This window comes from Aminivibrio sp. (assembly GCF_016756745.1).
In the GTDB taxonomy this organism is placed as follows: Bacteria; Synergistota; Synergistia; order Synergistales; family Aminobacteriaceae; genus Aminivibrio.
In genome coordinates, this window is record NZ_JAESIH010000041.1 from 30,597 (window position 1) to 52,452 (window position 21,856).

At 59.1% G+C, this 21,856-nt stretch carries 22 protein-coding genes and 2 tRNA genes; 13 read left to right on the forward strand and 11 right to left on the reverse strand.

The window, feature by feature from the left end; genetic code table 11:
- The first annotated feature begins 21 nt into the window (after positions 1–21).
- A complete protein-coding gene (locus JMJ95_RS05165) occupies positions 22–1,455 on the forward strand; it encodes an FGGY family carbohydrate kinase (protein WP_290683335.1) in 1,434 nt (477 codons plus the stop codon).
- Here JMJ95_RS05165 and JMJ95_RS05170 read toward each other — a convergent pair.
- The 8 genes from JMJ95_RS05170 to JMJ95_RS13915 form a co-directional block, all read right to left on the reverse strand.
- On the reverse strand, positions 1,452–2,540 hold the full coding sequence (locus JMJ95_RS05170) for an AbrB family transcriptional regulator (protein ID WP_290683337.1): 1,089 nt from the start codon (positions 2,538–2,540) through the stop codon (positions 1,452–1,454). The two genes, JMJ95_RS05165 and JMJ95_RS05170, sit on opposite strands and share 4 nt — an antisense overlap.
- A gap of 23 nt (positions 2,541–2,563) precedes the next feature.
- On the reverse strand, positions 2,564–2,839 hold the full coding sequence (gene yccX, locus JMJ95_RS05175; RefSeq protein ID WP_290683339.1) for an acylphosphatase: 276 nt from the start codon (positions 2,837–2,839) through the stop codon (positions 2,564–2,566).
- Between the two features lie 2 nt (positions 2,840–2,841).
- On the reverse strand, positions 2,842–3,771 hold the full coding sequence (gene htpX, locus JMJ95_RS05180; RefSeq protein ID WP_290683341.1) for a zinc metalloprotease HtpX: 930 nt from the start codon (positions 3,769–3,771) through the stop codon (positions 2,842–2,844).
- A 12-nt stretch (positions 3,772–3,783) separates the two neighbouring features.
- Complete coding sequence (locus JMJ95_RS05185) at positions 3,784–4,344, reverse strand: LemA family protein (protein ID WP_290683343.1); 561 nt, start codon at positions 4,342–4,344, stop codon at positions 3,784–3,786.
- 56 nt (positions 4,345–4,400) lie between these two features.
- Positions 4,401–5,219, reverse strand: coding sequence for an aminotransferase class IV (locus JMJ95_RS05190; RefSeq protein ID WP_290683345.1), 819 nt, complete (start codon positions 5,217–5,219; stop codon positions 4,401–4,403).
- A 151-nt stretch (positions 5,220–5,370) separates the two neighbouring features.
- Positions 5,371–5,446 (reverse strand) — tRNA-Glu (locus JMJ95_RS05195).
- Positions 5,447–5,454: 8 nt separating this feature from the next.
- Positions 5,455–5,528 (reverse strand) — tRNA-Gln (locus JMJ95_RS05200).
- 474 nt (positions 5,529–6,002) lie between these two features.
- On the reverse strand, positions 6,003–6,074 hold the full coding sequence (locus JMJ95_RS13915; RefSeq protein ID WP_367153760.1) for a hypothetical protein: 72 nt from the start codon (positions 6,072–6,074) through the stop codon (positions 6,003–6,005).
- A 669-nt stretch (positions 6,075–6,743) separates the two neighbouring features.
- Between JMJ95_RS13915 and JMJ95_RS05210 the strand changes: the two genes are divergently transcribed.
- Positions 6,744–7,529 carry a hypothetical protein gene (locus JMJ95_RS05210; protein WP_290683349.1) on the forward strand — a complete coding sequence of 262 codons (786 nt, stop codon included), beginning with the start codon at positions 6,744–6,746 and terminating at the stop codon, positions 7,527–7,529.
- A 410-nt stretch (positions 7,530–7,939) separates the two neighbouring features.
- A complete protein-coding gene (locus tag JMJ95_RS05215) occupies positions 7,940–8,500 on the forward strand; it encodes a nitroreductase family protein (RefSeq protein WP_290683351.1) in 561 nt (186 codons plus the stop codon).
- Here JMJ95_RS05215 and JMJ95_RS05220 read toward each other — a convergent pair.
- Entirely contained in the window at positions 8,460–8,849 is a 390-nt protein-coding gene (locus tag JMJ95_RS05220) for a hypothetical protein (protein WP_290683353.1), read from the reverse strand. The genes JMJ95_RS05215 and JMJ95_RS05220 overlap by 41 nt on opposite strands.
- A gap of 353 nt (positions 8,850–9,202) precedes the next feature.
- Entirely contained in the window at positions 9,203–9,529 is a 327-nt protein-coding gene (locus tag JMJ95_RS05225) for a cupin domain-containing protein (protein WP_290683355.1), read from the reverse strand.
- Positions 9,530–9,934: 405 nt separating this feature from the next.
- Here JMJ95_RS05225 and thrC point away from each other — a divergent pair, with 405 nt between their 5' ends.
- From thrC to lptB, 4 genes are all read left to right on the forward strand, one after another.
- Positions 9,935–10,984 carry a threonine synthase gene (thrC, locus tag JMJ95_RS05230; RefSeq protein ID WP_290683357.1) on the forward strand — a complete coding sequence of 350 codons (1,050 nt, stop codon included), beginning with the start codon at positions 9,935–9,937 and terminating at the stop codon, positions 10,982–10,984.
- Positions 10,981–12,441: a homoserine kinase gene (gene thrB / locus JMJ95_RS05235; RefSeq protein ID WP_290683359.1), complete on the forward strand. Its 1,461-nt coding sequence runs from the start codon at positions 10,981–10,983 to the stop codon at positions 12,439–12,441. Before thrC ends, thrB begins: the two co-directional genes overlap by 4 nt.
- Before the next feature lie 63 nt (positions 12,442–12,504).
- Entirely contained in the window at positions 12,505–13,242 is a 738-nt protein-coding gene (locus JMJ95_RS05240; RefSeq protein WP_290683361.1) for a hypothetical protein, read from the forward strand.
- Complete coding sequence (lptB, locus tag JMJ95_RS05245) at positions 13,239–13,964, forward strand: LPS export ABC transporter ATP-binding protein (protein WP_290683363.1); 726 nt, start codon at positions 13,239–13,241, stop codon at positions 13,962–13,964. The genes JMJ95_RS05240 and lptB overlap by 4 nt, the downstream gene beginning before the upstream one ends.
- Here lptB and JMJ95_RS05250 read toward each other — a convergent pair.
- Complete coding sequence (locus tag JMJ95_RS05250) at positions 13,937–14,407, reverse strand: hydrogenase maturation protease (protein WP_290683365.1); 471 nt, start codon at positions 14,405–14,407, stop codon at positions 13,937–13,939. The two genes, lptB and JMJ95_RS05250, sit on opposite strands and share 28 nt — an antisense overlap.
- A gap of 65 nt (positions 14,408–14,472) precedes the next feature.
- Here JMJ95_RS05250 and murJ point away from each other — a divergent pair, with 65 nt between their 5' ends.
- The 6 genes from murJ to guaA all read left to right on the forward strand — a co-directional run bounded on the left by murJ (position 14,473) and on the right by guaA (position 21,831).
- Positions 14,473–16,059, forward strand: coding sequence for a murein biosynthesis integral membrane protein MurJ (gene murJ / locus JMJ95_RS05255; RefSeq protein WP_290683367.1), 1,587 nt, complete (start codon positions 14,473–14,475; stop codon positions 16,057–16,059).
- 3 nt (positions 16,060–16,062) lie between these two features.
- On the forward strand, positions 16,063–16,593 hold the full coding sequence (locus JMJ95_RS05260) for a hypothetical protein (RefSeq protein ID WP_290683369.1): 531 nt from the start codon (positions 16,063–16,065) through the stop codon (positions 16,591–16,593).
- Positions 16,590–17,615 carry a tRNA (adenosine(37)-N6)-threonylcarbamoyltransferase complex transferase subunit TsaD gene (gene tsaD, locus JMJ95_RS05265; RefSeq protein WP_290683371.1) on the forward strand — a complete coding sequence of 342 codons (1,026 nt, stop codon included), beginning with the start codon at positions 16,590–16,592 and terminating at the stop codon, positions 17,613–17,615. The genes JMJ95_RS05260 and tsaD overlap by 4 nt, the downstream gene beginning before the upstream one ends.
- A 199-nt stretch (positions 17,616–17,814) precedes the next feature.
- Positions 17,815–18,105, forward strand: coding sequence for a co-chaperone GroES (gene groES / locus JMJ95_RS05270; protein WP_290683373.1), 291 nt, complete (start codon positions 17,815–17,817; stop codon positions 18,103–18,105).
- 28 nt (positions 18,106–18,133) lie between these two features.
- Positions 18,134–19,765 carry a chaperonin GroEL gene (groL, locus tag JMJ95_RS05275; protein ID WP_290683375.1) on the forward strand — a complete coding sequence of 544 codons (1,632 nt, stop codon included), beginning with the start codon at positions 18,134–18,136 and terminating at the stop codon, positions 19,763–19,765.
- A gap of 536 nt (positions 19,766–20,301) precedes the next feature.
- On the forward strand, positions 20,302–21,831 hold the full coding sequence (gene guaA / locus JMJ95_RS05280; RefSeq protein WP_290683377.1) for a glutamine-hydrolyzing GMP synthase: 1,530 nt from the start codon (positions 20,302–20,304) through the stop codon (positions 21,829–21,831).
- Positions 21,832–21,856 lie beyond the last annotated feature (25 nt).

Consider the following 21,856-nt stretch of genomic DNA (forward strand, 5'->3'; position numbering starts at 1 on the left):
GTTTCAAAGGAGATGAAGTCTATGCCGTTGTTTCTGGGAGTGGATATGGGAACGTCCTCCCTCAAGGCCTGCGTGATCGACGGTGAGGGCCATACAGCCGCCAGGGCGAAGGTCCCTTCAGAGACCCTTTCTCCGGAGGCGGGCATGTACGAAGTGGACGGAGAAAAATGCTGGTGGCGGGGTTTTCTCTCTCTCTGCGGGGAGATCTCCCGCTCCGTTCCCCTGTCGGAGATCGCAGGAATCTGCGTAAGCTCGGTGTGCGGCTCCTTTATCCCGGTGGACGGGCAGGGACGGCAGACCCACAACGCCATCCTTTACGGCATTGACCGGCGGGCAGTGGAGCAGGCGGATGGCCTGAACGCAAAATACGGTCCGAAGCTGGCTGCAAGGCTCGGGGGGCCCTTCACCACCCATTCCGTCTTCCCCAAAATCCTCTGGCTGAAGAAGCATCGCCCTGATGTTTTCAGCAAAACCGCCTTCTTCATCGAGCCCAACAACTTCGTCACCTACCGCCTTACCGGGGAGCGGGCCTGGGACTTCCCCTCCGCCGCCGGGACAACTCTTGTGGACCGTCCTGTCATGGAGTGGCCACGGGACCTCTTCGACGGAGAGGGAGTGGATCCGGCCCGTTTTCCCCCTCTCCGTTGGCCCCTCTCAGTCCTTGGGCGGGTAACCGCCGGCGCCGGCCGTGAAACGGGACTCCCCGAAGGTATTCCCGTCGCCGCCGGAGCCTGCGATATCAATGCCGAGGCGGCAGCGGCCAAGGCTTTTTTTCCGGGGGACTGCGTTGTGGTCTTCGGGTCCACGGTGAGCCTCCTCCTGACCACGGAGAGGCCTGCCGAGGTTCCGGGCTTCGTCTCCGGAATGTCCCTCCTCGAGGGAACCTTCCGCATCGGGGCGGCCACAGCGTCGGGATCCCGGTTTCTTCAGTGGATGAACCGGACCTTCCGTGCGGGGGACCCGGAGGGGGAAAAATCCCCTACGGGCATTCTCATCCTCCCGTGGCTCGACGGGGCGAGAACTCCCTTCCACAATCCGGAGGCCAGGATGACCTTTTCCGGCATGGACAGCTCGGTTACCCCCGGGAGAATGATCCGGGCCGGAAGGGAAGCCCTGGGCTACGAACTTTCCTTCCTCCTTTCCAGGATCGGGGAGGTCCGATCCGTTCCGGATGTTCTCGACGTTTCCGGGGGGTTGTGCAACGACAGGACTCTCATGGGGATCATCAGTTCCATTACGGGAAAAAAGCTCCGGCTTCACCGGGATGTGGATGCCTCCTACGGAGATGCCCTCCTGGCCGCCGCAGCGTCGGGATCCCTTTCGCCGGAGAGGCTGAAAACCATGGGCGGAGAAGGGACCATGGTCTTTCCCGACCGGGGCCTCCACGAGAAATTTCTGTCCTGGAACCGCTGCTTCAGGGAACTGGCCGAAAACGGGGGAACAACCCGGCCTTAGGTGAAAAGAAATGTCATGAGAAGGGGAAACACCATCAGGATCGTCAAGAGGCGGACCGACTGCAGAATACTCACCCTCAGGGGGTCCGCCCCCATTTCTTCCGAGATGATGGACATCTGGGAGAGTCCTCCCAGGGAAGTGGACAGCAGGCAGGTGGGGTAGTCCCACCCCGTCATCCTGTGGAGCAGAAAGCCGAGGGAGAGGCTGGCGGCCAGCATGGCGAGGGTGATGGCTATAACCGGGCCGGCCATGGTGGTGAACTGCCTCAGGGTGTCCGCAGTGATGTTGCCGGCGATGGTGATCCCGATACCTATCTGGGCTGTGGTCCGCAGGGCTCCGGGAATGGGAGGCTGTTCTTTCCCCGCCAGGTTCATGATAGACACAGCAAACATGGCTCCTGTGAGGATCCCCACGGGAAGGTGGAGGCGGAATCCCGTGAACCCTCCGGCGAGGGCCACGGCTGCCAGGACGGCAAACCCACGGGCCGAAAGCCTGTTTTCCCACCGCCAGGGAGGAAGGTCGTCGTCTGCCATATCCTGGATTTCCTGGGGCAGGGGACAGGAACATGAAGGGGCGCCCTGTGTTTTGCCTTCGCACCAGGCTGTCCACCTTCTGCAAAAGATGGGCGTGGCCAGAATGGCAGCGAGAAGCCGGAAGACCTGCAGAAGGGTAACGCTTGCCACGTCCGCTCCGAGGGACATGGAAAGCAGGGCCATCTCGGAAATGCCTCCGGCGGTGGAGCCCAGGAGAGCCGTGACGGGTGACAGGTCGCTCATGAGATAGAGCAGGCCGCCTCCCGCAAAGGAGATGGCCAGCATCCCCGCAGAGATAGTGAGGGCCGGGACGGGGAGGTCCCGAAGGATACGGACCGAGGTTCGGTTCACTTTCTGACCCACGTATGTGCCGATGACGATGTTGCTGAACCACACCAGGTACCGGAGGGGGAACTCGGGATAGAACCCCGCCAGGTTCAGGGCTGCGGCGAAAGAAAGAGAACCCAGCACTCCCGGAGCGGGCAACCTGAAACGACGGAAAACCAGACAGCCGCCGATTCCTGCGGCGAAGACGAGAAGAATACCTGCCATGGGGATAACCTCCGGATTAAATGTCAGAAATGGCGTATGATGAACGACTCCTCCCCGCGTTCGGGGGGCTTTTCAATGATCGTCAATCGTGTGACCCGGGCGGAGGACGGTCCCCGGCGCAGCCAGGCCGCCATTTTGTCCAGGGCTTCTCTTTCTCCCTGGGCCTGGACTTCGACGGAACCATCGGGAAGGTTGCGAACCCATCCCGTAAGCCCGAGGGAAAGGGCCGTCCGGGCCGTCCAGTGGCGGAAGCCCACCCCCTGCACCCTTCCCTCCACGAGAAAGTGACGCCGTTCCACAGTCAGGCGGATGCTCCCATAAGTCCCTCCAGACGCTCGATCCGGGACGAAAGGGCCGGATGGGTGCTGAAGAGGCTGTCCTTCCCCTTCTTTTTCTTCAGGAGGGGGTTCACGATGTAGAGGTGCTGCATCCCCTGGCTTGCCCCCTTCAGCTCGGTTGTGTCGGCGGTGAGCTTCTTCAGCGCGGAGATGAGCCCTGCCGGGTTCCGTGTCAGCTCCACGGCGGACGCATCGGCCAGGTATTCCCTCTGCCGGCTCACCGCAAGCTGGATAAGGGACGCCAGCAGGGGAGCGACAATGGACAGGATCACGGCCACAATGGCCAGGACAGCCTGAGCCTGCCCGCCGCCCCGGGAATCGCGGCTTCGCCTTCTGCCGCCCAGGGAGCTGTAGAATATGCTTCGCCGCACCACGTCGGCCAGAAGGACGATGGATCCCACCATCACCGCCATGAGCATGGAAAACCGGATATCGTAGTTCCGGACGTGGGACATCTCGTGGGCCATGACCCCCTGGAGCTCTTCCCTGTTCAGCTTATCCAGCAGCCCCCTGGTGATGGCCACGGCGGCATGCTGGGGGTCCCTCCCGGTGGCGAAGGCATTCATGGCCTCGTCCTCGATGAGGTACACCTTCGGCATAGGCATCCCACCCGCGATGGAAAGCTCCTCCACCGTGTTCCAGAGCTGGGGGGCCTCTTCGTGGGAGATCTCCTTCGCGCCGCTCGACGCCAGGATGATGGAAGCGCCGAACCGCCAGGAGATGAAGAAGTACAGGCCTGCCACGGCCACGGCGATGATCACGCCCGTGAGCCAGTCGCCGCCCCAGTAGGCTCCCAGGGAGGCGCCGAAAAAGGCGAAGAGTACGGCCATGACCCCGAAAAGCAGGATGCTCATGTGCTTGTTATGGTCGATCAACTTGTTGAAACTCGCCATTGGAATCGCCCCCTACCGGAAGGAAACGTCTACGGCGTTCCGCTCGGAAGCGTCATCCACGGCCCAGAGGGGCCTGGGGCCGTAGCCCAGTTTCCCCGAGATCAGATTGTTGGGGAAAACGGCGATGGCGATGTTGTACTCCTTCACCGCATCGTTGTAGTACTGGCGGGCGAAGGCAATCTTGTTCTCAGTGGAGGCAAGCTCTTCCTGCAGGGCGAGGAAATTCCGGTTCGCCTTCAGGTCGGGATAGTTCTCCGACACGGCCAGAAGGGACTTCAGCGCCCCGGTGAGCTGGTTCTGCAGCGGGGCCGTCTCTTCGATCGTGGCGGCGGCGAGGGAGGCACTCCGCAGGGCGGCGATCCGCTCGAAAATCTCCCGTTCATGGGTTGCGTAGGCCTTCACAGTCTCCACCAGGTTGGGGATGAGGTCGTACCGCCTCTTGAGCTGCACGTCTATCTGACTCCAGCCGTTGTCGGCGTGGGCCTTCTTCCGGACCAGGGAATTGTAGATGTACACAGCGTAGAGTACTGCCGCCGCAAGAAGTCCGAGCAGGATATAGAGAATGTTCTCCAAGGAAATCCCTCCTTCACCGGGCAATGGTTGATTTATGCCGGCATTATACCTTTTCTTCAGTCCAGATACAGCGGGATCCGCTCCCTGAACAGTCCGATCAGCTTCCTTGTCACGGGTCCCGGTGTCCCGTCGCCGATCACCCTTTCTCCGACCTTCACTACCGGCGCCACTTCCTTCACGCTGCCTGTAATGAACGCTTCCGTGACGCACTCCAGCTCGTCGAGGTGGAGGCACCGCAGTTCCACGTTCAGGCCGTTCTTTCGGGCGATCTCCATGACGATTTCCCTCGTGATGCCCCGAAGGACCCTGTGGTCCGGCGCCGTGATGAGATTCTCCCCTGCGATGGAGAAAAAACTGCTCGTGGCCGACTCGGTAATCTCGCCCCCGGGACAGTAAAGGGGTTCGAACGTGCCCGCCTCCCTGTGACAGAAGGGTGTCATGTAGTTGATGCTCTTTATGCGGGGAAGCTCCCTTTCCCTGGGAAGAAGGGAAAGGGCCAGTCCTTTTGAATAGACCTCCTCCGGAACAGGAGAGAGAGGAGAGAAGAGGACGAAAACCCTGGAGTGGGGAAAGGTTCCGTTCTCTTCCGAGTCTCCGGCGGTCAGGAAAGGCTTGGCGAGGCTGTCGCCGTGGATGCGGGACACCCCTTCCCGAATGACGGCGACCATGTCCTCCAGGGGCAGGGGAAGGCTGATGCCGGAGAGCCGGGCCGATTCGGCAAGCCGCTCCAGGTGGCGGCCCATGGCGAAAGGACGGCCGCCGTAGGTCCGAACCGTGTCGAATACGGCGATCCCCCTCTGGAACGCCAGGTCCGAAAGAGGAAGCGCAGCGCGGGAATCCTCCACGAATTCACCGTTGAAATAACAGAATGACATTTGGAAGACAGCACCTCGATCCGATTTTCGATGGCTAATCCTAGCACTTTGGAGGCTGGGTCTCAACGGAAAAAACCTCCGGGCGAAACGTTTCTTCCGGAAAGGCGCAAAAAAGAGACTGCCTCGAAGAGGCAGCCTCTTTCTTATATTATGGTAGCCCCAACGGGATTCGAACCCGTGTTTTAACCTTGAGAGGGTTACGACCTAGGCCGCTAGTCGATGGGGCCTTGCGTGCTGGCTGGGGAACCTGGATTCGAACCAAGATTACCTGATCCAGAGTCAGGCGTCCTGCCATTGGACGATTCCCCAACTTCGGCGCTTCTTGTTGCTATTGCTTGTGCGGGGAGTATATTACCACAAATCAAGCGTTTGACAAGGGGCAGGGGTGAATTTTTTAGATGGCAAAAAATCGGAAGATTTAGTCTTTAAATGTTTTTTAGGATTTTTTGTTTCACTTCGCCCCCTCCAGATAACCTCAAAAGAATCTGCTTTGTTTACAGGCAGAATAGATTCCAAAAAGGAAAGGGGTACCTTGGAATCAACGAAGAAAACCACTGCTGTCCAAATTAAATCGAAATCTGAAATAGCCCCCTGAATTTCCAGGGCTTTGCCGAGCTGCTTTAGGCAGATTTGACAACAGGTCCCCTGTTTTCTGAAGGGGATACGGAAATGATCCGACAGCCTCCGGAACAGTTCCTCGAAAAGCTCTGCGGGACGATGACCGTTCGTATAGGAGAGGGTGGATCTTCTGGGAGGCTCCTTTATCCCCGGGTGAACGAGCTTTCAGTTACAGCAGCTGAGGCCGCCCGCGATCTCCCGGAGAGAATCCGCTCCCGGCGGATGACAGAAGAGCATGGAGATGAGCTGCGTCTTGGACCGAATCCTTTGGCGTGACGCTCAGTGCCCCATCTGGCGACCAGGTTGTCAAAGTTCACTGCTGTGAAAATCTCAGAAAGCAATTGACTGAACAGGCTCGCAGGCTTTAGCATTAGAGCGCCCCTGTTTATTGTGCCTGAGATTTTTTTTGTTGGCGCACTAAGAATATCTCAAGGGCCGCTCCGGGAGGAATTTAATATTCTCAAATTCCTATTTTGGACAAGAGTGGTATTTATTGTGCAGAGGAGTTTTCGGGAGCATGCGGAATTCAACTCATCATCGTTTTTCCCTTTCCAGAATATCGAACGCACTCTATAAATTTTGGGAATGATAGATTTTCTCCTGTACACCCTTGAATCGGCGCAAAAAGCTTAATCGACCTGGAAAGAATTTGTTATGAGGAAATTTTATGGAGGAGCGGGCAGGTTGCTCTAATTTATGTCGTTAGGCAGAGCGATGGAAAAAAGGCCTTGAAGAGAGAAAACAATACACGAGGGTTCCGAGGGAATTCGGCGAATATCTGAAGCGGTGGGATTACGTCGTAAACATCACTTGCCTTTTCATTGTTGCTTTTTGTCCGCGAAATCCGCGATGGTGGAAATATCACGCTGAAAAGTGTCTGGACAAATTTGACAAGGGGGTCTTCTGATGGCTGGAATTACCGCTTTTGATATTATCGGAGAACTGAAATCCCTCGAAGAAAAAGGAATTATCGATTCAGGGGTAAGAAAAAAGTGGGGAGCGAAAGTAGTCAATGAAGGCGTCACTGAGGAAATAATCGAACAGATGGCAATCTTCAAAATGAGAGAAATGGAAATCAGGCAGGGAGAGCAAATCAGGGATGCGGAAAAGAAAAGAGCTGTCGAGTCTCAGAGGGCTGAGCCTTTTACGACTGAGTCAATAACATCAGAAATCCAAACGGTGGAACCCGAGCCTATTCCCACAAGCGTCACGGTCTCGGATATCATAACTGAATTAAAGCGGCTTGTAGAAAACGGTGTTATTGATTCGAAGATAGGAAAAAAATGGGAGTCAAAAGCAGTAAAAGAAGGTGTTACTGAAGAAATAATTTCCCACATAACGGCCTTTAGAAAACGGGAGAATGAGGTCAGGAAAGAAGCGGAACAAATCGCCAAGTCGAAAACGGGGCCTGGTTCTGGATTTTCCTCTGGAAATACGAAAGCTGAAGGCACGACATCGTCTATTATAAGTATAATCGCTTTGGTCCTGGGGATTATGGGATTTATTGTTCCTTTTATCGCGGCGGTTTTTATTGTTCCGGTAGCTCTGGCACTAGGGTGTGTTTCAGTTCACAGGAAGGAAAAATTCGGGAAAGCCGCCGTCGTTCTCGCTCTGATAGGTATTGCTTGGATGGTCTTTGTGTCCAGCGAGCTTATAATAATTTATAAGGACCCCTTGCACCCAATTTTTTGACTTCTTCATCAGAATCTCAGCTTGTCACTATGGCAAAATACAATCAGATTTACGATGGGAGTTCTTATGGAGATGTTGTCAGAATTATCGGTTTCCGTGGTGAGGAACTCAGCAGAAATTCCACCGCCGACTATACCATCGCCATGTATGCTTGGGCGAATAAAAATGGCTCCAGCATGACTGGAGTGTTTCTCAATCAATGAGGGAATCTGCACTGGGTCTAATCGAGGACGAAGGATTACCGCCTTCTTGAGGAAATTAACGATCATCAACTGGTAATAATTGCCGTTGATTTTGCTCATCGATCAGAGATCTATAAATAGTTGCGCACCATGGCTGATTTGCATGTTTTTCTGTGTCAAGTCAATTGGATGGATCGGAAGCTGAAAATTTTCAGGGGAGGAACTTAGATGATCGAAGCTGTCAGGACCAGGCGAAGCGTGCGCAAATTTACCGGCAAGGACGTGGAGGACGAGCTTGTCCTTCAACTTCTTGAGAGTGCCCGGCTGGCCCCGTCGGGGCACAATACCCAGCCGTGGCGGTTCATCGTGGTACGGTCCCCCGAAACTAAACGGGCGCTGGCGAAGGCAGCCCACGGCCAGTCGTGGATGGAGGCGGCACCCGTGTTTCTCGTCTGCGTGGCCGATGTCCGGTGCCGCATACAGGACGAGCCCGGCCTCGAGGTGAACGAAACGAGCCCTCACTTCGCTCTGAAACAGGTGATCCGGGACACGGCCATCGCCGTGGAGCACGCGGTGCTGGAGGCGGAGAACTTGGGCCTTGGCACGTGCTGGGTGGCATGGTACGAGCAGGCGGATGTCCGCCCCATCCTCGGGATTCCGCCGGACAGGTTCGTGGTGGCTATCCTGCCCCTGGGATACCCTGCCGAGGCTCCCGGAGAACGTCCGCGGAAGAAGCTGGACGAGATCGTCATGTTCGATAAATGGGAGGAAAAGTCTGAAAAGGCATAAAAATGGTCTTGTTGTCATCCTGAGGAGCCGTAGGCGACGAAGGATCTTGTTTTTGAGGCAGTCCAAAAACAAAAGCGAGATCCTTCCCTCCTGGATGCTCCGCGATCGCTTCGCTCAGGATGACAATGGTCTTGTTGTCATCCTGAGGAGCCGTAGGCGACGAAGGATCTTGTTTTTGGGGCAGTCCAAAACCAAAAGCGAGATCCTTCCCTCCTGGATGCTCCGCGATCGCTTCGCTCAGGATGACAATGGTCTTGTTGTCATCCTGAGGAGCCGCAGGCGACGAAGGATCTTGTTTTTGGGGCAGTCCAAAACCAAAAGCGAGATCCTTCCCTCCTGGATGCTCCATCCGCTTATCTCAGGATGTTTCGCGAGTGTCAACCTGAGACAGGCTTTCTTGGCCGAAGGATCTTGCCCTTGCCCCTAAGGGACGAAAGACCCACTCTGAGATCCTCCCCTCGCTGGGCTCGGGATGCTGCGCGATCGTCGCAGGGCTCCTCAGGATGACACGAGCGGTTTGTCAACCTGAGGCCGGATTTTTGGCCGAAGGATCTTGCCCTTGCCCCTAAGGGACGATAGACCCACCCCGAGATCCTCCCCTCGCTGGGCTCGGGATGCTGCGCGATCGCTTCGCTCAGGATGACAAGCAAGAGCCAAGCAAGAGCCAAGCAAGAGCCAAGCAAGAGCCAAGCAAGAACGAGGTTATTTCTGTTCCTGCTGCAGTTTTTTGAAGTCCTCCCGGACGGGGCAGAAAATGTCGATGACGAGGCAGTCCTCGTGGGCGAAGCCTTCGTGTCCCTCGTCTCCGGCGAAGACGATGCCCTGACCCGGGGAAAGAATGACCTTTTCCTTGCCGGTCCCGAGTTCAAGTTTTCCGGCGAGCAGCAGGCTGGTCTGCTCGTGCGGATGGGAATGGAAGGAAAGTTCCGTTCCCTTTTTGATCTCCCACTGGGCGAAAGTGAATCCTTCGGAGTGGACGAATTTGCCTATGAATCCCGGCCTGCCTGTAAATTTCTCGATGGTTGCCATGTCAAATGTCCTCATGTCTGCACGCACCCTTTCGATTGAATTTGACGGCGCCGACGTTAGTAGGAGGATGGGGCGCCACCCTTGACACAATACGGTCTCACGAGTATATAAGTAAGAATCAATTTCGTTTCCAATAATATGTCATTTACGCGATGAAGGGAAGAGTACCTTTTTTTAAGCGGCGGACAGAGATGGGGGACCAAAGCTGAGAATCCTCCTCCGAGCGGGAAAGGGAATACCACCCCTGAGCGGGCGCCGAAGTCCTGAGGGAGGGAAGGCGCCGGGGTCCGCCCCCTACAGCGGGATCGAGCAGCCGATTTATTCGGAAGTGGAGTGGGACCGCGATGAGCCTGCATCGTCTCCAGCATGAGGACGATGCAGGCTTTTTTTTGAGGAGGGAGATTCATGAGAAAAGGCATTCTGTATTCGTACGAGCGTTTTTTCCCCCTTACCGAGCGGACTCCCCGTCTTTCCCTGTGCGAGGGGGACACTCCCCTTGTTCCGCTACGGAACATCGGCCGGGATCTCGGTGTGGAGCTGTACGGCAAGTATGACGGCTTGAACCCCACGGGGTCCTTCAAGGACCGGGGTATGGTGCTGGCGGTGTCGAAGGCCCTGGAGGAGGGGGCGAAGGCACTCATCTGCGCGTCCACGGGGAACACCTCCGCCTCGGCGGCTGCTTACGGCGCCGCTGCGGGAATTCCCTGCTTCGTTTTGCTGCCGGCGGGGAAGGTGGCCACGGGAAAGCTTGCCCAAGCCCTGATCTACGGCGCCCGGGTAATCGCCGTCCGGGGCAATTTCGACAGGGCCCTTGAAATGGCCCGGGAGGCTTCCAGGGAAAAGGGAAGCCTCGCCATCGTGAACTCTGTCAACCCGTACCGGCTGTTCGGCCAGAGGAGCGCTTCGTGGGAGATCTGCGACGAGCTGGACGGCGCGCCGGACTGGTTGGTTCTGCCCGTGGGCAACGCCGGAAACATCAGCGCCTACTGCGCCGGTTTCGAGTTTTACAGAGAGATTGGTCGTATAGGCAAACTCCCGAGGCTGATGGGCGTCCAGGCTGAGGGGGCGGCTCCCCTGGCGAAGGGAAGCCCGGTGGACGAACCGGAGACGGTGGCTACCGCCATCAGGATCGGCCGCCCCGTGAGTGCCGACAAAGCACGGCGGGCCGTGGAAATCACGAGCGGCCAGTTCCTCTCCGTTTCCGACGACGAGATTCTGGATGCCCAGAAAATGCTGGCTTCGTCGGACGGTATCTTCGCCGAACCTGCTTCCTGCGCGCCTCTGGCCGCACTGGTGAAGCTCCGGAAAAACGGAAGACTTCCCGGGGGGCTGCGGATCGTCATGGTGCTCACCGGTAACGGCCTGAAGGATCCCGATTCCGCGGTGAGCAGGGTGGATCTGCCGGTGGAGATCGACGGGACTCCCGAGGCGCTGGCGGAGGTGCTCGGGCTGTGATCCCGCTCCGGGTGAAGGTGCCCGCGTCGAGCGCAAACCTCGGCTCGGGTTTCGACACGGTGGGGCTGGCCCTTTCGCTCTATAACTTCTTCGATGTCCTGGAGGTCCTGCCTCCGGGACGGTACGAGGTGGATGTTGTGGGTGAGGGAGGCGGCGAGGAATCCCTTGTGACCCGCAACGGCGTGATCCAGAGCTACGAACGGGCCTGCAGAGAGTGGGGCATGGAGCCTCCGGGGCTTCACCTCAGGACCATGAACGCCATTCCCATGAAGCGGGGCCTGGGCAGTTCGTCTTCGGCCATCGTAGGCGGTGTGGCCATCGCCAATGAACTGCGGGAGCGTCCCTTGCCGAAGGAGGAGCTTCTTCCCATGATGGTGGCCATGGAAGGCCATCCTGACAACGTGGTGCCCTGCTGCCTCGGCGGCATGGTGGTGAGCTGCTGGGACGGCGGGAATCTCCGTTTCGTCCGGATGCCGCCCCTCCCCCCGGACATGGTCGCCGTGGTGGCTGTGCCGGCGGTGGAGCTGAGCACGGAAGATGCCCGGAAAGCCCTGCCGAAGGAAGTCTCCATGAAGGACGCGGTTTACAACCTGAGCCGCTCAGCCCTCCTGGCAGCTTCCTGGGCTACGGGGAACTGGGACAATCTTCCCTGGGCCATGGACGACCGGCTTCACCAGCCTTTCAGGGCGCGGCTTTTCCCCGGAGGCGAGGCGATTCTCGAAGAGGTCCGCCGAATTCCCCAGTGTTCGGGGGTGGCCATCAGCGGCTCGGGGCCGAGCGTGCTTGCTTTTGCCCGGGGCGAGGCCCACAGGCTTGCGGAGCTCATGTGTTCCATCTTCACCCGGTCCGGCGTCCGGTCCCGTTTTTTTGTCCTCTCGGAGGATTCCGCCGGGGTGACGGTGGCAAAAAACGTCAGCGGTACCGATATTTTCCGCTCTCTCAGGAAAGGAAGTGCGTTCCCCATGGCTTTCGGTGTAGACGGTTCCGGCAGGTGCGTCGTGGAAGAAGTGATCAGCGACATGGACGTGGCGAAGATTGCCGTTCTGGGGGTTCCCGATGTTCCCGGCGTTGCGGCCAGGTTGTTCTCCGATCTTGCCGCTGTGGGCGTGGGTGCGGAGATGATAGTCCAGAGCGTCATGAGGGGGCAGATGAACGACATCGCCTTCATCGTGAAGCAGAGCCTTCTTGGGGACGCCATCGCCATCTGCAGGTCCTTCTCTTCAGGCGTGGGGGCCCAGGGAGTCACCTTCGACGCGGAGGTGGCGAAGGTAGCCCTGAAGGGGGATCTTATCTCAGGGTGTCCGGAGATTCCGTCCCAGATGTTCTCCGTCCTTGCGGGGTGCAGGATCAATATCGACATGATAGCGGCGGCCTCCACGGTCATCGCCTGCATCGTGGCCTCCCCCGACATGGAGGGAGCCGCATCCGCCCTGTCCCAGGCGTTTCTTCGCTCCTAGCCCCTATGGCGGAGAGAAAAAATCCTGTACAATAGGAAAAAATTCCGTATGGGAGGCTGTCCCATGAGATATGTCCGCTTCTCCGTTTTCTTTGTTCTGCTTGCTCTTTTTGCGGTTTCCCCTCTTTTTGCCGAGGATCTGGAGCTTACCTCCGACAAAATGCGGTACGAGTCTGAATCGGGGGACTTCTGGGCCGACGGGAACGTGAAGGTCACCCGGGGAACCCTGATGGCCACCTCCAAGAGTGCGGACGGGAACATGAACCGGCAAATCTTCACCATGAGGGGGGGGGTCCACGTCTTCGGCGCCTGGCAGAACGACAAGGTGGACATGAAGGGGCAGACCCTATCGGGAGTGTTCAGCGAGCCCCAGGAATTTATCTTCGACGGGGGAGTGAAAGGCTTTTGGGGTTCCCGCCAGGTGGATGCCGACATGCTCCGGATGAAGGGCGACTACTTCTGGGGGACAAAGCTCCGCCGATACGCCGACACGAAGGAAGGGTACGTTCTCGTCTGCGACGCCCTGGAGGGAAAGCTCGCCAACGGCGAGATCGATGAGTTCACTGCTACCGGGAACATCTATTTTCTTTTCACACCGAAGCAGGGCGACCCCACGGAATTAAGGGGGAGCAAGGCCGTCTATTCCAAGGCGAGGGGAACCCTGGTAGTGTCCGGCGGCGTGACCGCCGTGCAGGCTGCCCGGTCCCTGAAATCGGAGACCTTGATATTCTTCCCCGAAAAGAACCGGGTGGAGGCTACGGGCAAGCCCCGGCTGATCTTCAAGATGGAAGGATCGAAATGAGCAAGGCAATAAACGCCCGGTCCCTCTGCAAGGCCTACAAGGGCCGCACAGTGGTTTCCGAGGTGAACCTGGACGTCCACATGGGCGAGATCGTGGGGCTCCTCGGCCCCAACGGGGCGGGGAAGACCACTACCTTCTATATGATCGTCGGACTTGTCAAGCCCGATTCGGGGGTTGTCTCGATCAATTCACGGGAACTTACGGCCTTGCCGGTCTACCGCAGGGCCCGTCTGGGCGTGGGGTATCTCCCCCAGGAGGCGTCCATCTTCCGGAACCTCACGGTGAGGGAAAACCTCGAGCTTGTGCTCCAGGAGAACCCACCCCCCGAGGAACCGGCGAGCAACGTGGTGGACAAGCTGATAGAGGATTTCGGCCTCCAGAAGATCACCAACATCCCCGGCTATTCTCTCAGCGGAGGGGAGCGTCGGCGGGTGGAAATCGCCAGGAGTCTCGCCATCCTGCCGGATTTTCTCCTTCTGGACGAGCCTTTCAGCGGCATCGACCCCATCGCCGTCTACGACATCCAGCAGATCATTCTCACCCTGCGGAAGAAGGGATTCGGCATCCTGCTGACGGACCACAACGTCCGGGATACCCTGGCCATCACGGACAGGGCCTACCTCATCCACCAAGGTAAAATCGTCATCGAAGGCTCTCCCCAGGATGTGGCGGAGAGCGAAGTGGCACGGAAGTTCTATCTGGGCGACCGGTTTTCCTGGTAGCGCTCCAGTTCACCCGTGCGTCCAGAGCGGAGTGCGTCGGCGACCCGTTTCACTGCGTCAGCCGCTTCCGGTGAGAGCCTGTCGCCGAACCCCCTTCTCGCCGGCTGGATGCCGATGACGATTATCTCCATGGTGTCCCTGAAAGGCTCCAGGAGGAGGGATAGGGGGATGCCGTGGCTGCTGAAGGGAATGTCCCCCGTGTCCTCCAGGCTCATTCGGCGGACCGATCCTCCCGGAAGTCCCAAGTCGGCGGCATCGGCCACGATGAGGACCCGGGGCGGATTTTTTCTGAGGGGCGCGATGTGGTTTTCCGGCGTGGTTTCGCAGTTCACCGGGGTAATCCCTTCGGCGGGGAATGCCTCCAGTTCGGCGAAAAGGGCGGGGCCGACGCCGTCGTCCAGAAGGATAGGGCTGCCGATGCACCACAGGATTGTCCGGTTCATGGGTTTCACACTCCTTGCACGTCCGCGGCGCGGAGTGCGGATCAATTTCGGGGAGGCCGCTGACAGTGGCGAGATCGACTTCAACCATGGTGCGTCACGCCCTCTTCATGATGGCGGGAACGCTGGCGAGCAGGGTTCTCGGCTTAGTGAGAGAGATCGTCACCGCCGCGTGGTTCGGCGCGTCGGGGATACTCGATGCCTTCAATGTGGCCTTCACCCTCGCGAACCTTGCCCGGCAGCTTCTCGCCGAGGGGGCCCTTTCCGCATCCTTCGTTCCCGTCTTTTCCAGGGTCCTGGCCGACAGGGGACAGAAAGCGGCGGAGGAGCTTGCCCGCCAGGCCTTTACCGTCCTACTGGCGGCCACGGGTCTGGCCGTTCTCTCAGGTATCGTTCTGTCGCCTCTCCTGGTAGGCATTATGGCCCCGGGATTCGATCCTGTCAAAACCTCCCTGGCGGTGTCCCTCACCCGGTGGATGTTCCCCTTCCTCATGTTCGTCTCCCTGGCGGCCCTCGCCATGGGCGTGCTGAACAGCATGGGGTCATTCCTCGTGCCGGCCCTGGCGCCGGCCTTGAGCAACCTTGTCTACATCGTCCTGGTGCTTCTGGTCGCTTCCTCATGGGGAGTGCGGGGCCTCGCGGCTGCCGTCCTCGCCGGGGGAGCGTGCCAGTTCGCCCTGCAGTGGGGGTGGACGGGAAAAATGGGGGTCTCTCTCCTTCCCGCAAAACCCGACCTCCGGGACCCGGACCTGCGGAGGATGCTCTCCCTGTTCCTTCCCTACGCCGCCGGACTCTCCCTCAACCAGGTCAACCCTGTGCTCAGCAGGATGCTTGCCTCTTTTCTCCAGGAGGGGGCCATCTCGGTGCTGAACTATGCCAACCGGGTCATTCAGCTTCCCTTGGGTTTGTTCGTCATCGCGGTCTCCCAGGCAGTGCTTCCCCAGCTTTCCCGGTGTTCCGCCGACAGCGTGGACGAATTCCGTGAGATCATAAGGGATTCCCTGCGGTTTGCCCTGTTCGTGATCCTCCCGGTCACCCTCGGGATGATCCTGGTTTCCAGGGAAATCGTCCACCTTCTTTTCTTCAGGGGAGCCTTCGGGACGTGGGCATGGGAGGGGACGGCCCATTCCCTGGCCATGTATTCCGTCGGCCTGCCGGGCATGGCATGTTCCACTGTGGTCATGAGGGGACTCTATGCCCGCAGCCTTCCCAGGCAGGCCCTGTGGGTCACCCTGACGAGCGTGGCCGCCACGGCCCTGTTCTCCCTGATCCTCATGAAGCCCATGTCCTTCGGGGGGCTCGCCCTGGCCACCTCCCTCTCCTTCAGCCTTTCGGGGTGGGTTGGGGTGAGGCTGCTCTCCAAAAACCTCGGGACCGGCCTCGGAATCTTTTCCCTTTCATGGGCCGGAAAGATGGCCGTCTCCCTTGCGGTGACCGCAGGGGTAGTCTTCGTGTATACTATTGGAATGCCCTATCCGGCGGAGGGAAGCCTTTCCCTTCGGGGAGCGTGGCTCGGAGGCATCTTTCTGGTCTCCTGCGCCGCCTACGGGGTGAGTACCGGACTGTTGCGCTTCCAGGAATGGGGCTGGCTTCGGGGTGCCCTGGCCCGGAAAAAGGGCGGCAGAGAACCGAAACGATCCGACAGGGAGGAATGAACCATGATGTTGAAAAAAATCGCTGCGCTCCTGCTTGTGCTAGTTTTCTTCGCCGCCGCCGGCACCGCCGGTGCGCAGGAATTGGAGCGGCTTCTGGAACAGCGGACGGCAAACCTCTGGTTTGAAGGGGAGCCCCTTGGAGACCTCATCATCGGGGCCAGGGCCCATTTTGCCTTCATTTACGTGGACGGAAAGCTCGTCGAGGCGGCCTGGTCCGACCCCATGGCCCCCGACTGGTTGAAGAACAATGTGAGCTTCTACGGAGGCAAGGAAACAAGAAAGAAGACCATGTTCATCATTCGGGTCAGAACGGTGAAAAACCTCACGCTGGAACATTCCATGATTTCCATAGGCTCCCACGTGCTCACCCCGGAGGACGTACTGACAAACCGGCATTTCGTCCCCGTGGGGGAGCTGCCCCCCGACCTGACGGCCGAGTTTGCCGTGGTCGTTCCCGCAGCGGCGGTGAAGGGAAAGACGGTGCGCTTCGCCGTCGGGGACTATGCGACTGAACTGGAACTGCCGAAGAGATGATCTCACCGCAGCGGGGATTCCTTACCCTCGGCATCGAAAGCAGCTGCGACGACTCCGCCGTGGCCGTTCTGCGGGGCCAAAGGGACGTGGTCGCCGAGCTTCTTTCGAGCCAGGTGGGAGCCCACGCCCCTTACGGAGGGGTCATTCCGGAATTTGCCGCACGGATGCACCTCGAGGCGTTTCTTCCCCTCACAGAGGAAGCGTTCCGGAGGGCCGCCGTGAGGGAGCCGGCGAAGGAGATCGGTCTCATCGCCGTGACAGCAGGTCCTGGGCTCATGGGATCCCTCCTCGTGGGGGTCATGGCGGCCAAAGCCCTCTCCCTTGCGTGGAATGTGCCTCTCATCGCCGTGAACCACCTCGAAGGGCATATGTTCGCCAACGTGGTTTCCTTTCCGGAACTTGCTCCCCCTTTTCTCTGCATGATCGTGTCCGGAGGGCACACGGAGATCGTCCTTGCGGAGGATTTCGGCAAGTATGTCTTTCTCGGCGGAACCAGAGACGACGCAGCAGGAGAAGCCTACGACAAGGTCGCCAAGGTTCTCGGCCTGCCCTATCCCGGCGGGCCCGTCATGGATCGTCTCGCGGCTTCCGGCAATCCGGGGGCTTTTGACTTTCCCGTTCCCATGAGGGGAAGTTCGGCGGGGATCGTATTCAGCTTCAGCGGTCTGAAGACCGCGGCGGCGACGGAAATCGGCCGCCTGCGGGCCGAAGGGAAGCCGATCCCGGTGGAGGACATCTGTGCGTCCTTCCAGAGGGCCGTGGTGGAATCTCTGGTGGGGAAGCTCGCCCTGGCGGTGAAGCAGACCGGGATAAACACCGTGACCCTGTCGGGAGGTGTCGCCGCCAACAGCGCCCTGAGGGCGGCGATGAAGGCGCAAAGAGGGTGGAACGTCTTTCTGCCCCCGGTAAACCGCTGCACCGACAATGCCGTGATGATAGCCGCCGCAGGCTACAGCGCCTACCTGCGAGGCGCCCGGACGCCCCTGGATTTTTCTCCCGACCCTTCGTGGAGTCTTTGGTGAAGCACATTTCAGGTGAAAAACTCGATAAATCAAAGAAAAAGGGAAGAATAACGAGATAACCATCCATAATTCTTCATATTTCCCCTCTCCCGGTGTTGAGATTCCGCCCCTCCACCCGTAATATCTATTTCGGTCATTTAGCACTCGCTTCGAATGAGTGCTAGCATCCGGTAAAATATTCTTAGGAGGGATTTGTACCATGAATCTGAAACCGCTTGGAGACAGGATCGTAGTCAAGGTCGTCAACCATGAGGAAAAGACCAAGGGCGGCATCGTTCTTCCCGACACCGCCAAGGAAAAGCCCACCGAGGGCGAAGTTATCGCCGTCGGCAGCGGCAAGGTTCTCGAGAACGGCCAGAAGCTTCCCCTTGAGGTGAAGGTCGGCGACAGGATCATCTTCAGCAAGTATGCCGGCACCGAAGTGAAGCTTGACGGAGATGAGTACGTCATTTTCAGCGAGCGGGACGTGCTCGCCATCATCGAGAAGTAGTTCCATCTTCCAGAGGAGGTAGAAAATTATGGCCAAGATTCTTATTTTCGGAGAAGAAGCCCGCCGCGCGATGCTCCGCGGTATCGATAAAGTTGCCGACACCGTAGGTGTCACCCTCGGCCCCAAGGGCCGCAACGTGGTTCTCGAGAAGAAGTTCGGTTCTCCCACTATCACCAATGACGGCGTGACCATCGCCAAGGAAATCGAGCTCGAGGACGTGTACGAGAACACCGGCGCCCAGCTGGTGAAGGAAGTTGCCTCCAAGACCAACGATATCGCCGGAGACGGCACCACCACAGCCACCGTTTTCGCCCGGGCCATCATTGCCGAGGGAATGAAGAACGTGGCTGCGGGAGCCAACGGTATGCTTATGCGCGCCGGCATCGAGCGGGCCATCGACTTTGTGGTCGACGAGCTCAAGAAAAAGGCCATTTCCGTGAAGAACCGGGACAAGATCGCCCAGGTCGCTTCCATCTCCGCCAATGACAAGGCCGTCGGCCAGCTCATCGCCGAGGCAATGGATAAGGTCGGCGAGGACGGCGTCATCACCGTCGAGGACAGCCAGACCGTGGGAACCACCCTTGAAATGGTGGAAGGCCTCCAGTTCGACAAGGGCTACATAAGCCCCTACATGGTCACCGATCCCGAGAGGATGGAAGTCTCCCTTGACGACGCCTATATCCTTATCCACGACGGCAAGATCAACAACATCAAGGATCTCCTTCCCACCCTCGAGAAGGTCGTCCAGACCGGCAAGCCTCTGCTCATCATCGCCGAGGACGTGGAAGGCGAAGCTCTTGCCACTCTCGTGGTGAACAAGCTGCGCGGCGTCATGCAGGTCGCGGCCGTGAAGGCCCCTGGATTCGGCGACCGCCGCAAGGCCATGCTCCAGGACATCGCCATCGTCACGGGCGGCCAGGTCATCAGCGAAGAGATCGGCATCAAGCTTGACAACACCGAAATCTCGATGCTCGGCAAGGCCAAGAAGGTTCGCATCACCAAGGAAGAGACCACCATCGTGGAAGGCGCCGGCAATTCCGAGGAAATCAGGAAGCGCGCCGCCCAGATCAAGAAGGAGATCGAGGATTCCACCTCCGAGTACGACAAGGAGAAGCTCCAGGAGCGCCTTGCCAAGCTTGTCGGCGGTGTGGCCGTGATCCAGGTCGGTTCCGCCACCGAGACCGAACAGAAGGAACTGAAGCACCGCATCGAGGACGCCCTTAACGCCACCCGCGCCGCAGTGGAGGAAGGCATCGTGGCCGGCGGCGGCGTCGCTCCCGTGAACTGCATCGACGCCCTTGAGAAATTCGTCGCCACCCTGGCAGGCGACGAGCGCACCGGCGCCACCATCGTCCTGAAGGCTCTCACCGCTCCCCTGCACCTCATCGCCGAGAACGCCGGATTCCAGGGCGACGTGGTCGTCGAGAAGGTCCGCAGCCTGAAGGCCGGGCACGGACTGAACGCCGTCACAGGTGAATATGTCGACATGATCGATGCCGGCATCATCGACCCCGTGAAGGTTACCCGCAGCGCCCTCCAGAACGCGGGCTCCATCGCCGCCATGGTCCTCACCACCGAGGCCATCGTCGCCGACAAGCCCGAGAAGAAGGAACCCGCCATGCCCAGGGGCGGCATGGGCGGCATGGAGGATATGTACTAGAATCCATCCCCCAGCGGGAAGGAAGAAATGGTATAAATGGTATAGTGAAGCCTCCCGGAGGAATCCGGGAGGCTTTTTTTCAGTGGAAGGGGCGTTCATGAAAGAACCGGGAACGGACGGAAGTTCCGGAATGACGGCGCAGGGGAGAGGCAGACAGGTTTTTCCCTTTTCAGGGCGTTCCACGTCGGGAAGGCCCTGGATGTCCTCCGCATGGAACAGGGCTGTCCTTCGCCTCCGGGCGGGGAGAGGTCACCCTGGAGGGGACCGGGGCCTGGGGATTTAGGAATGTCCTAAATCTGCAGCTTTTTCTGGCAGAGGGAGTGTCGCCAGGCACAGCGCCCGGGCCGAGAAACCGACAAGGATGTCGGTTTCAGGTGCAGTTGTCAAGGACGACAATCTGCACCGGCGGCCCAAGCGAGCACTGGTGACGCTCCCCGCTGCCTGCGGATTTAGGAATGTTCCCTTCTATGGAGCCGGAAAGGGCTTTCTGATAAGATACCTGTGCTATACACCCCATTGATTCGGAGGAATGGTTTTTGGACAACATTGTCATTCTTGATTGCGGTTCCCAGTTCACCCAGCTCATCGCCCGCAGGGTCAGGGAACTGAAGGTGCACAGCGAAATCCTTCCCTGGGATGTTTCCCTCGGGGAGATTGAAAGCCGCAGGCCGAGCGGCATCATCATCTCGGGAGGCCCCATGAGCGTCACCGACGAGGATGCCCCCGCCGTGCCGGAAGGATTATTCTCACTGGGAGTGCCCGTGCTGGGCGTCTGTTACGGAATGCAGCTCATCACCAGCATGATGGGTGGCAGGGTCACCTCGGGAAAGGCAAGGGAGTACGGCAGGACGGAGATAGCCGTGTCGGGCAAGTCCCTCCTTTTCGAGGGGACGCCGTCCTCTTTCGAGGTCTGGATGAGCCACGGCGACCACATCGAAGAGCTTGCACCGGGATTTTCCCGGGTCGCCGAGACATCGAAGGGCGTTCCGGCTGCCATTGAGAACCCCGAAAAGGGCATCTGGGGGCTCCAGTTCCACCCCGAAGTGGTCCACACCCGTTTCGGCACCGAAATTCTCTCCAACTTCCTTTTCCGGGTCTGCTCCTGCTCCCCCGACTGGGACCTGGGGAACTGGATCGACATCATGGTGGAGGAAATCCGGCAGAAGACGGGCGACGACCGGGTCATCTGCGGCCTGTCGGGCGGCGTTGATTCGTCGGTAGCGGCGGTTCTCACGGCCCGGGCCATCGGCGACAGGCTCGACTGCATTTTCGTGAACAACGGCCTGCTCCGCCTCGGCGAGGCCGAGGAAGTGCTGGAGCAGTACAAGCAGCTCAATCTCAAGGTTCATTACGTGGACGCCTCCCGGACGTTCCTGTCCGCCCTCGCCGGAGTCACCGATCCGGAGAAGAAGCGGAAGATCATCGGCGAAACCTTCATCCGGGTCTTCGAAAAGGAAGCCGCCCGATTCGAGGACGCCGCCTGGCTCCTCCAGGGGACACTCTATCCCGACGTGATCGAGAGCGGCCATAAGGGAAAGAACGCCTCGGTCATCAAGAGCCACCATAACGTGGGCGGACTGCCGGAGGACATGAAACTGAAGGTTCTTGAACCCCTCCGGGATCTCTTCAAGGACGAGGTCCGATCCACCGGTCGTCTTCTCGGCGTGCCGGAGGCCATCGTGTCCAGACAGCCCTTTCCCGGCCCGGGGCTCGCCGTGCGGTGCCTCGGCGAGATCGACGGGACGAGGCTGGACACCCTCCGCCGCGCGGACGCCATCTTTCGGGAGGAGATCGCTTCCTGGGAGGGGTATCCCTCCATCTGGCAGGCCTTCGCCGTTTTGCTGCCGGTGAAAACCGTGGGCGTCATGGGCGATTCCAGGACCTACTCGGAAGTGGCCGTTCTCCGGGCGGTGGAGTCCCACGACGGGATGACCGCCGACTGGGTCCGGGTGCCCTACGACATCCTCGACCGGACAGCCCGCAGGATCTGCAACGAGGTGAAGGGAGTGAACCGGGTGGCGCTCGACGTGACGAGCAAGCCGCCCTCCACCATAGAGTGGGAATAGGATGAACGGGGGGGACGGCACGGGA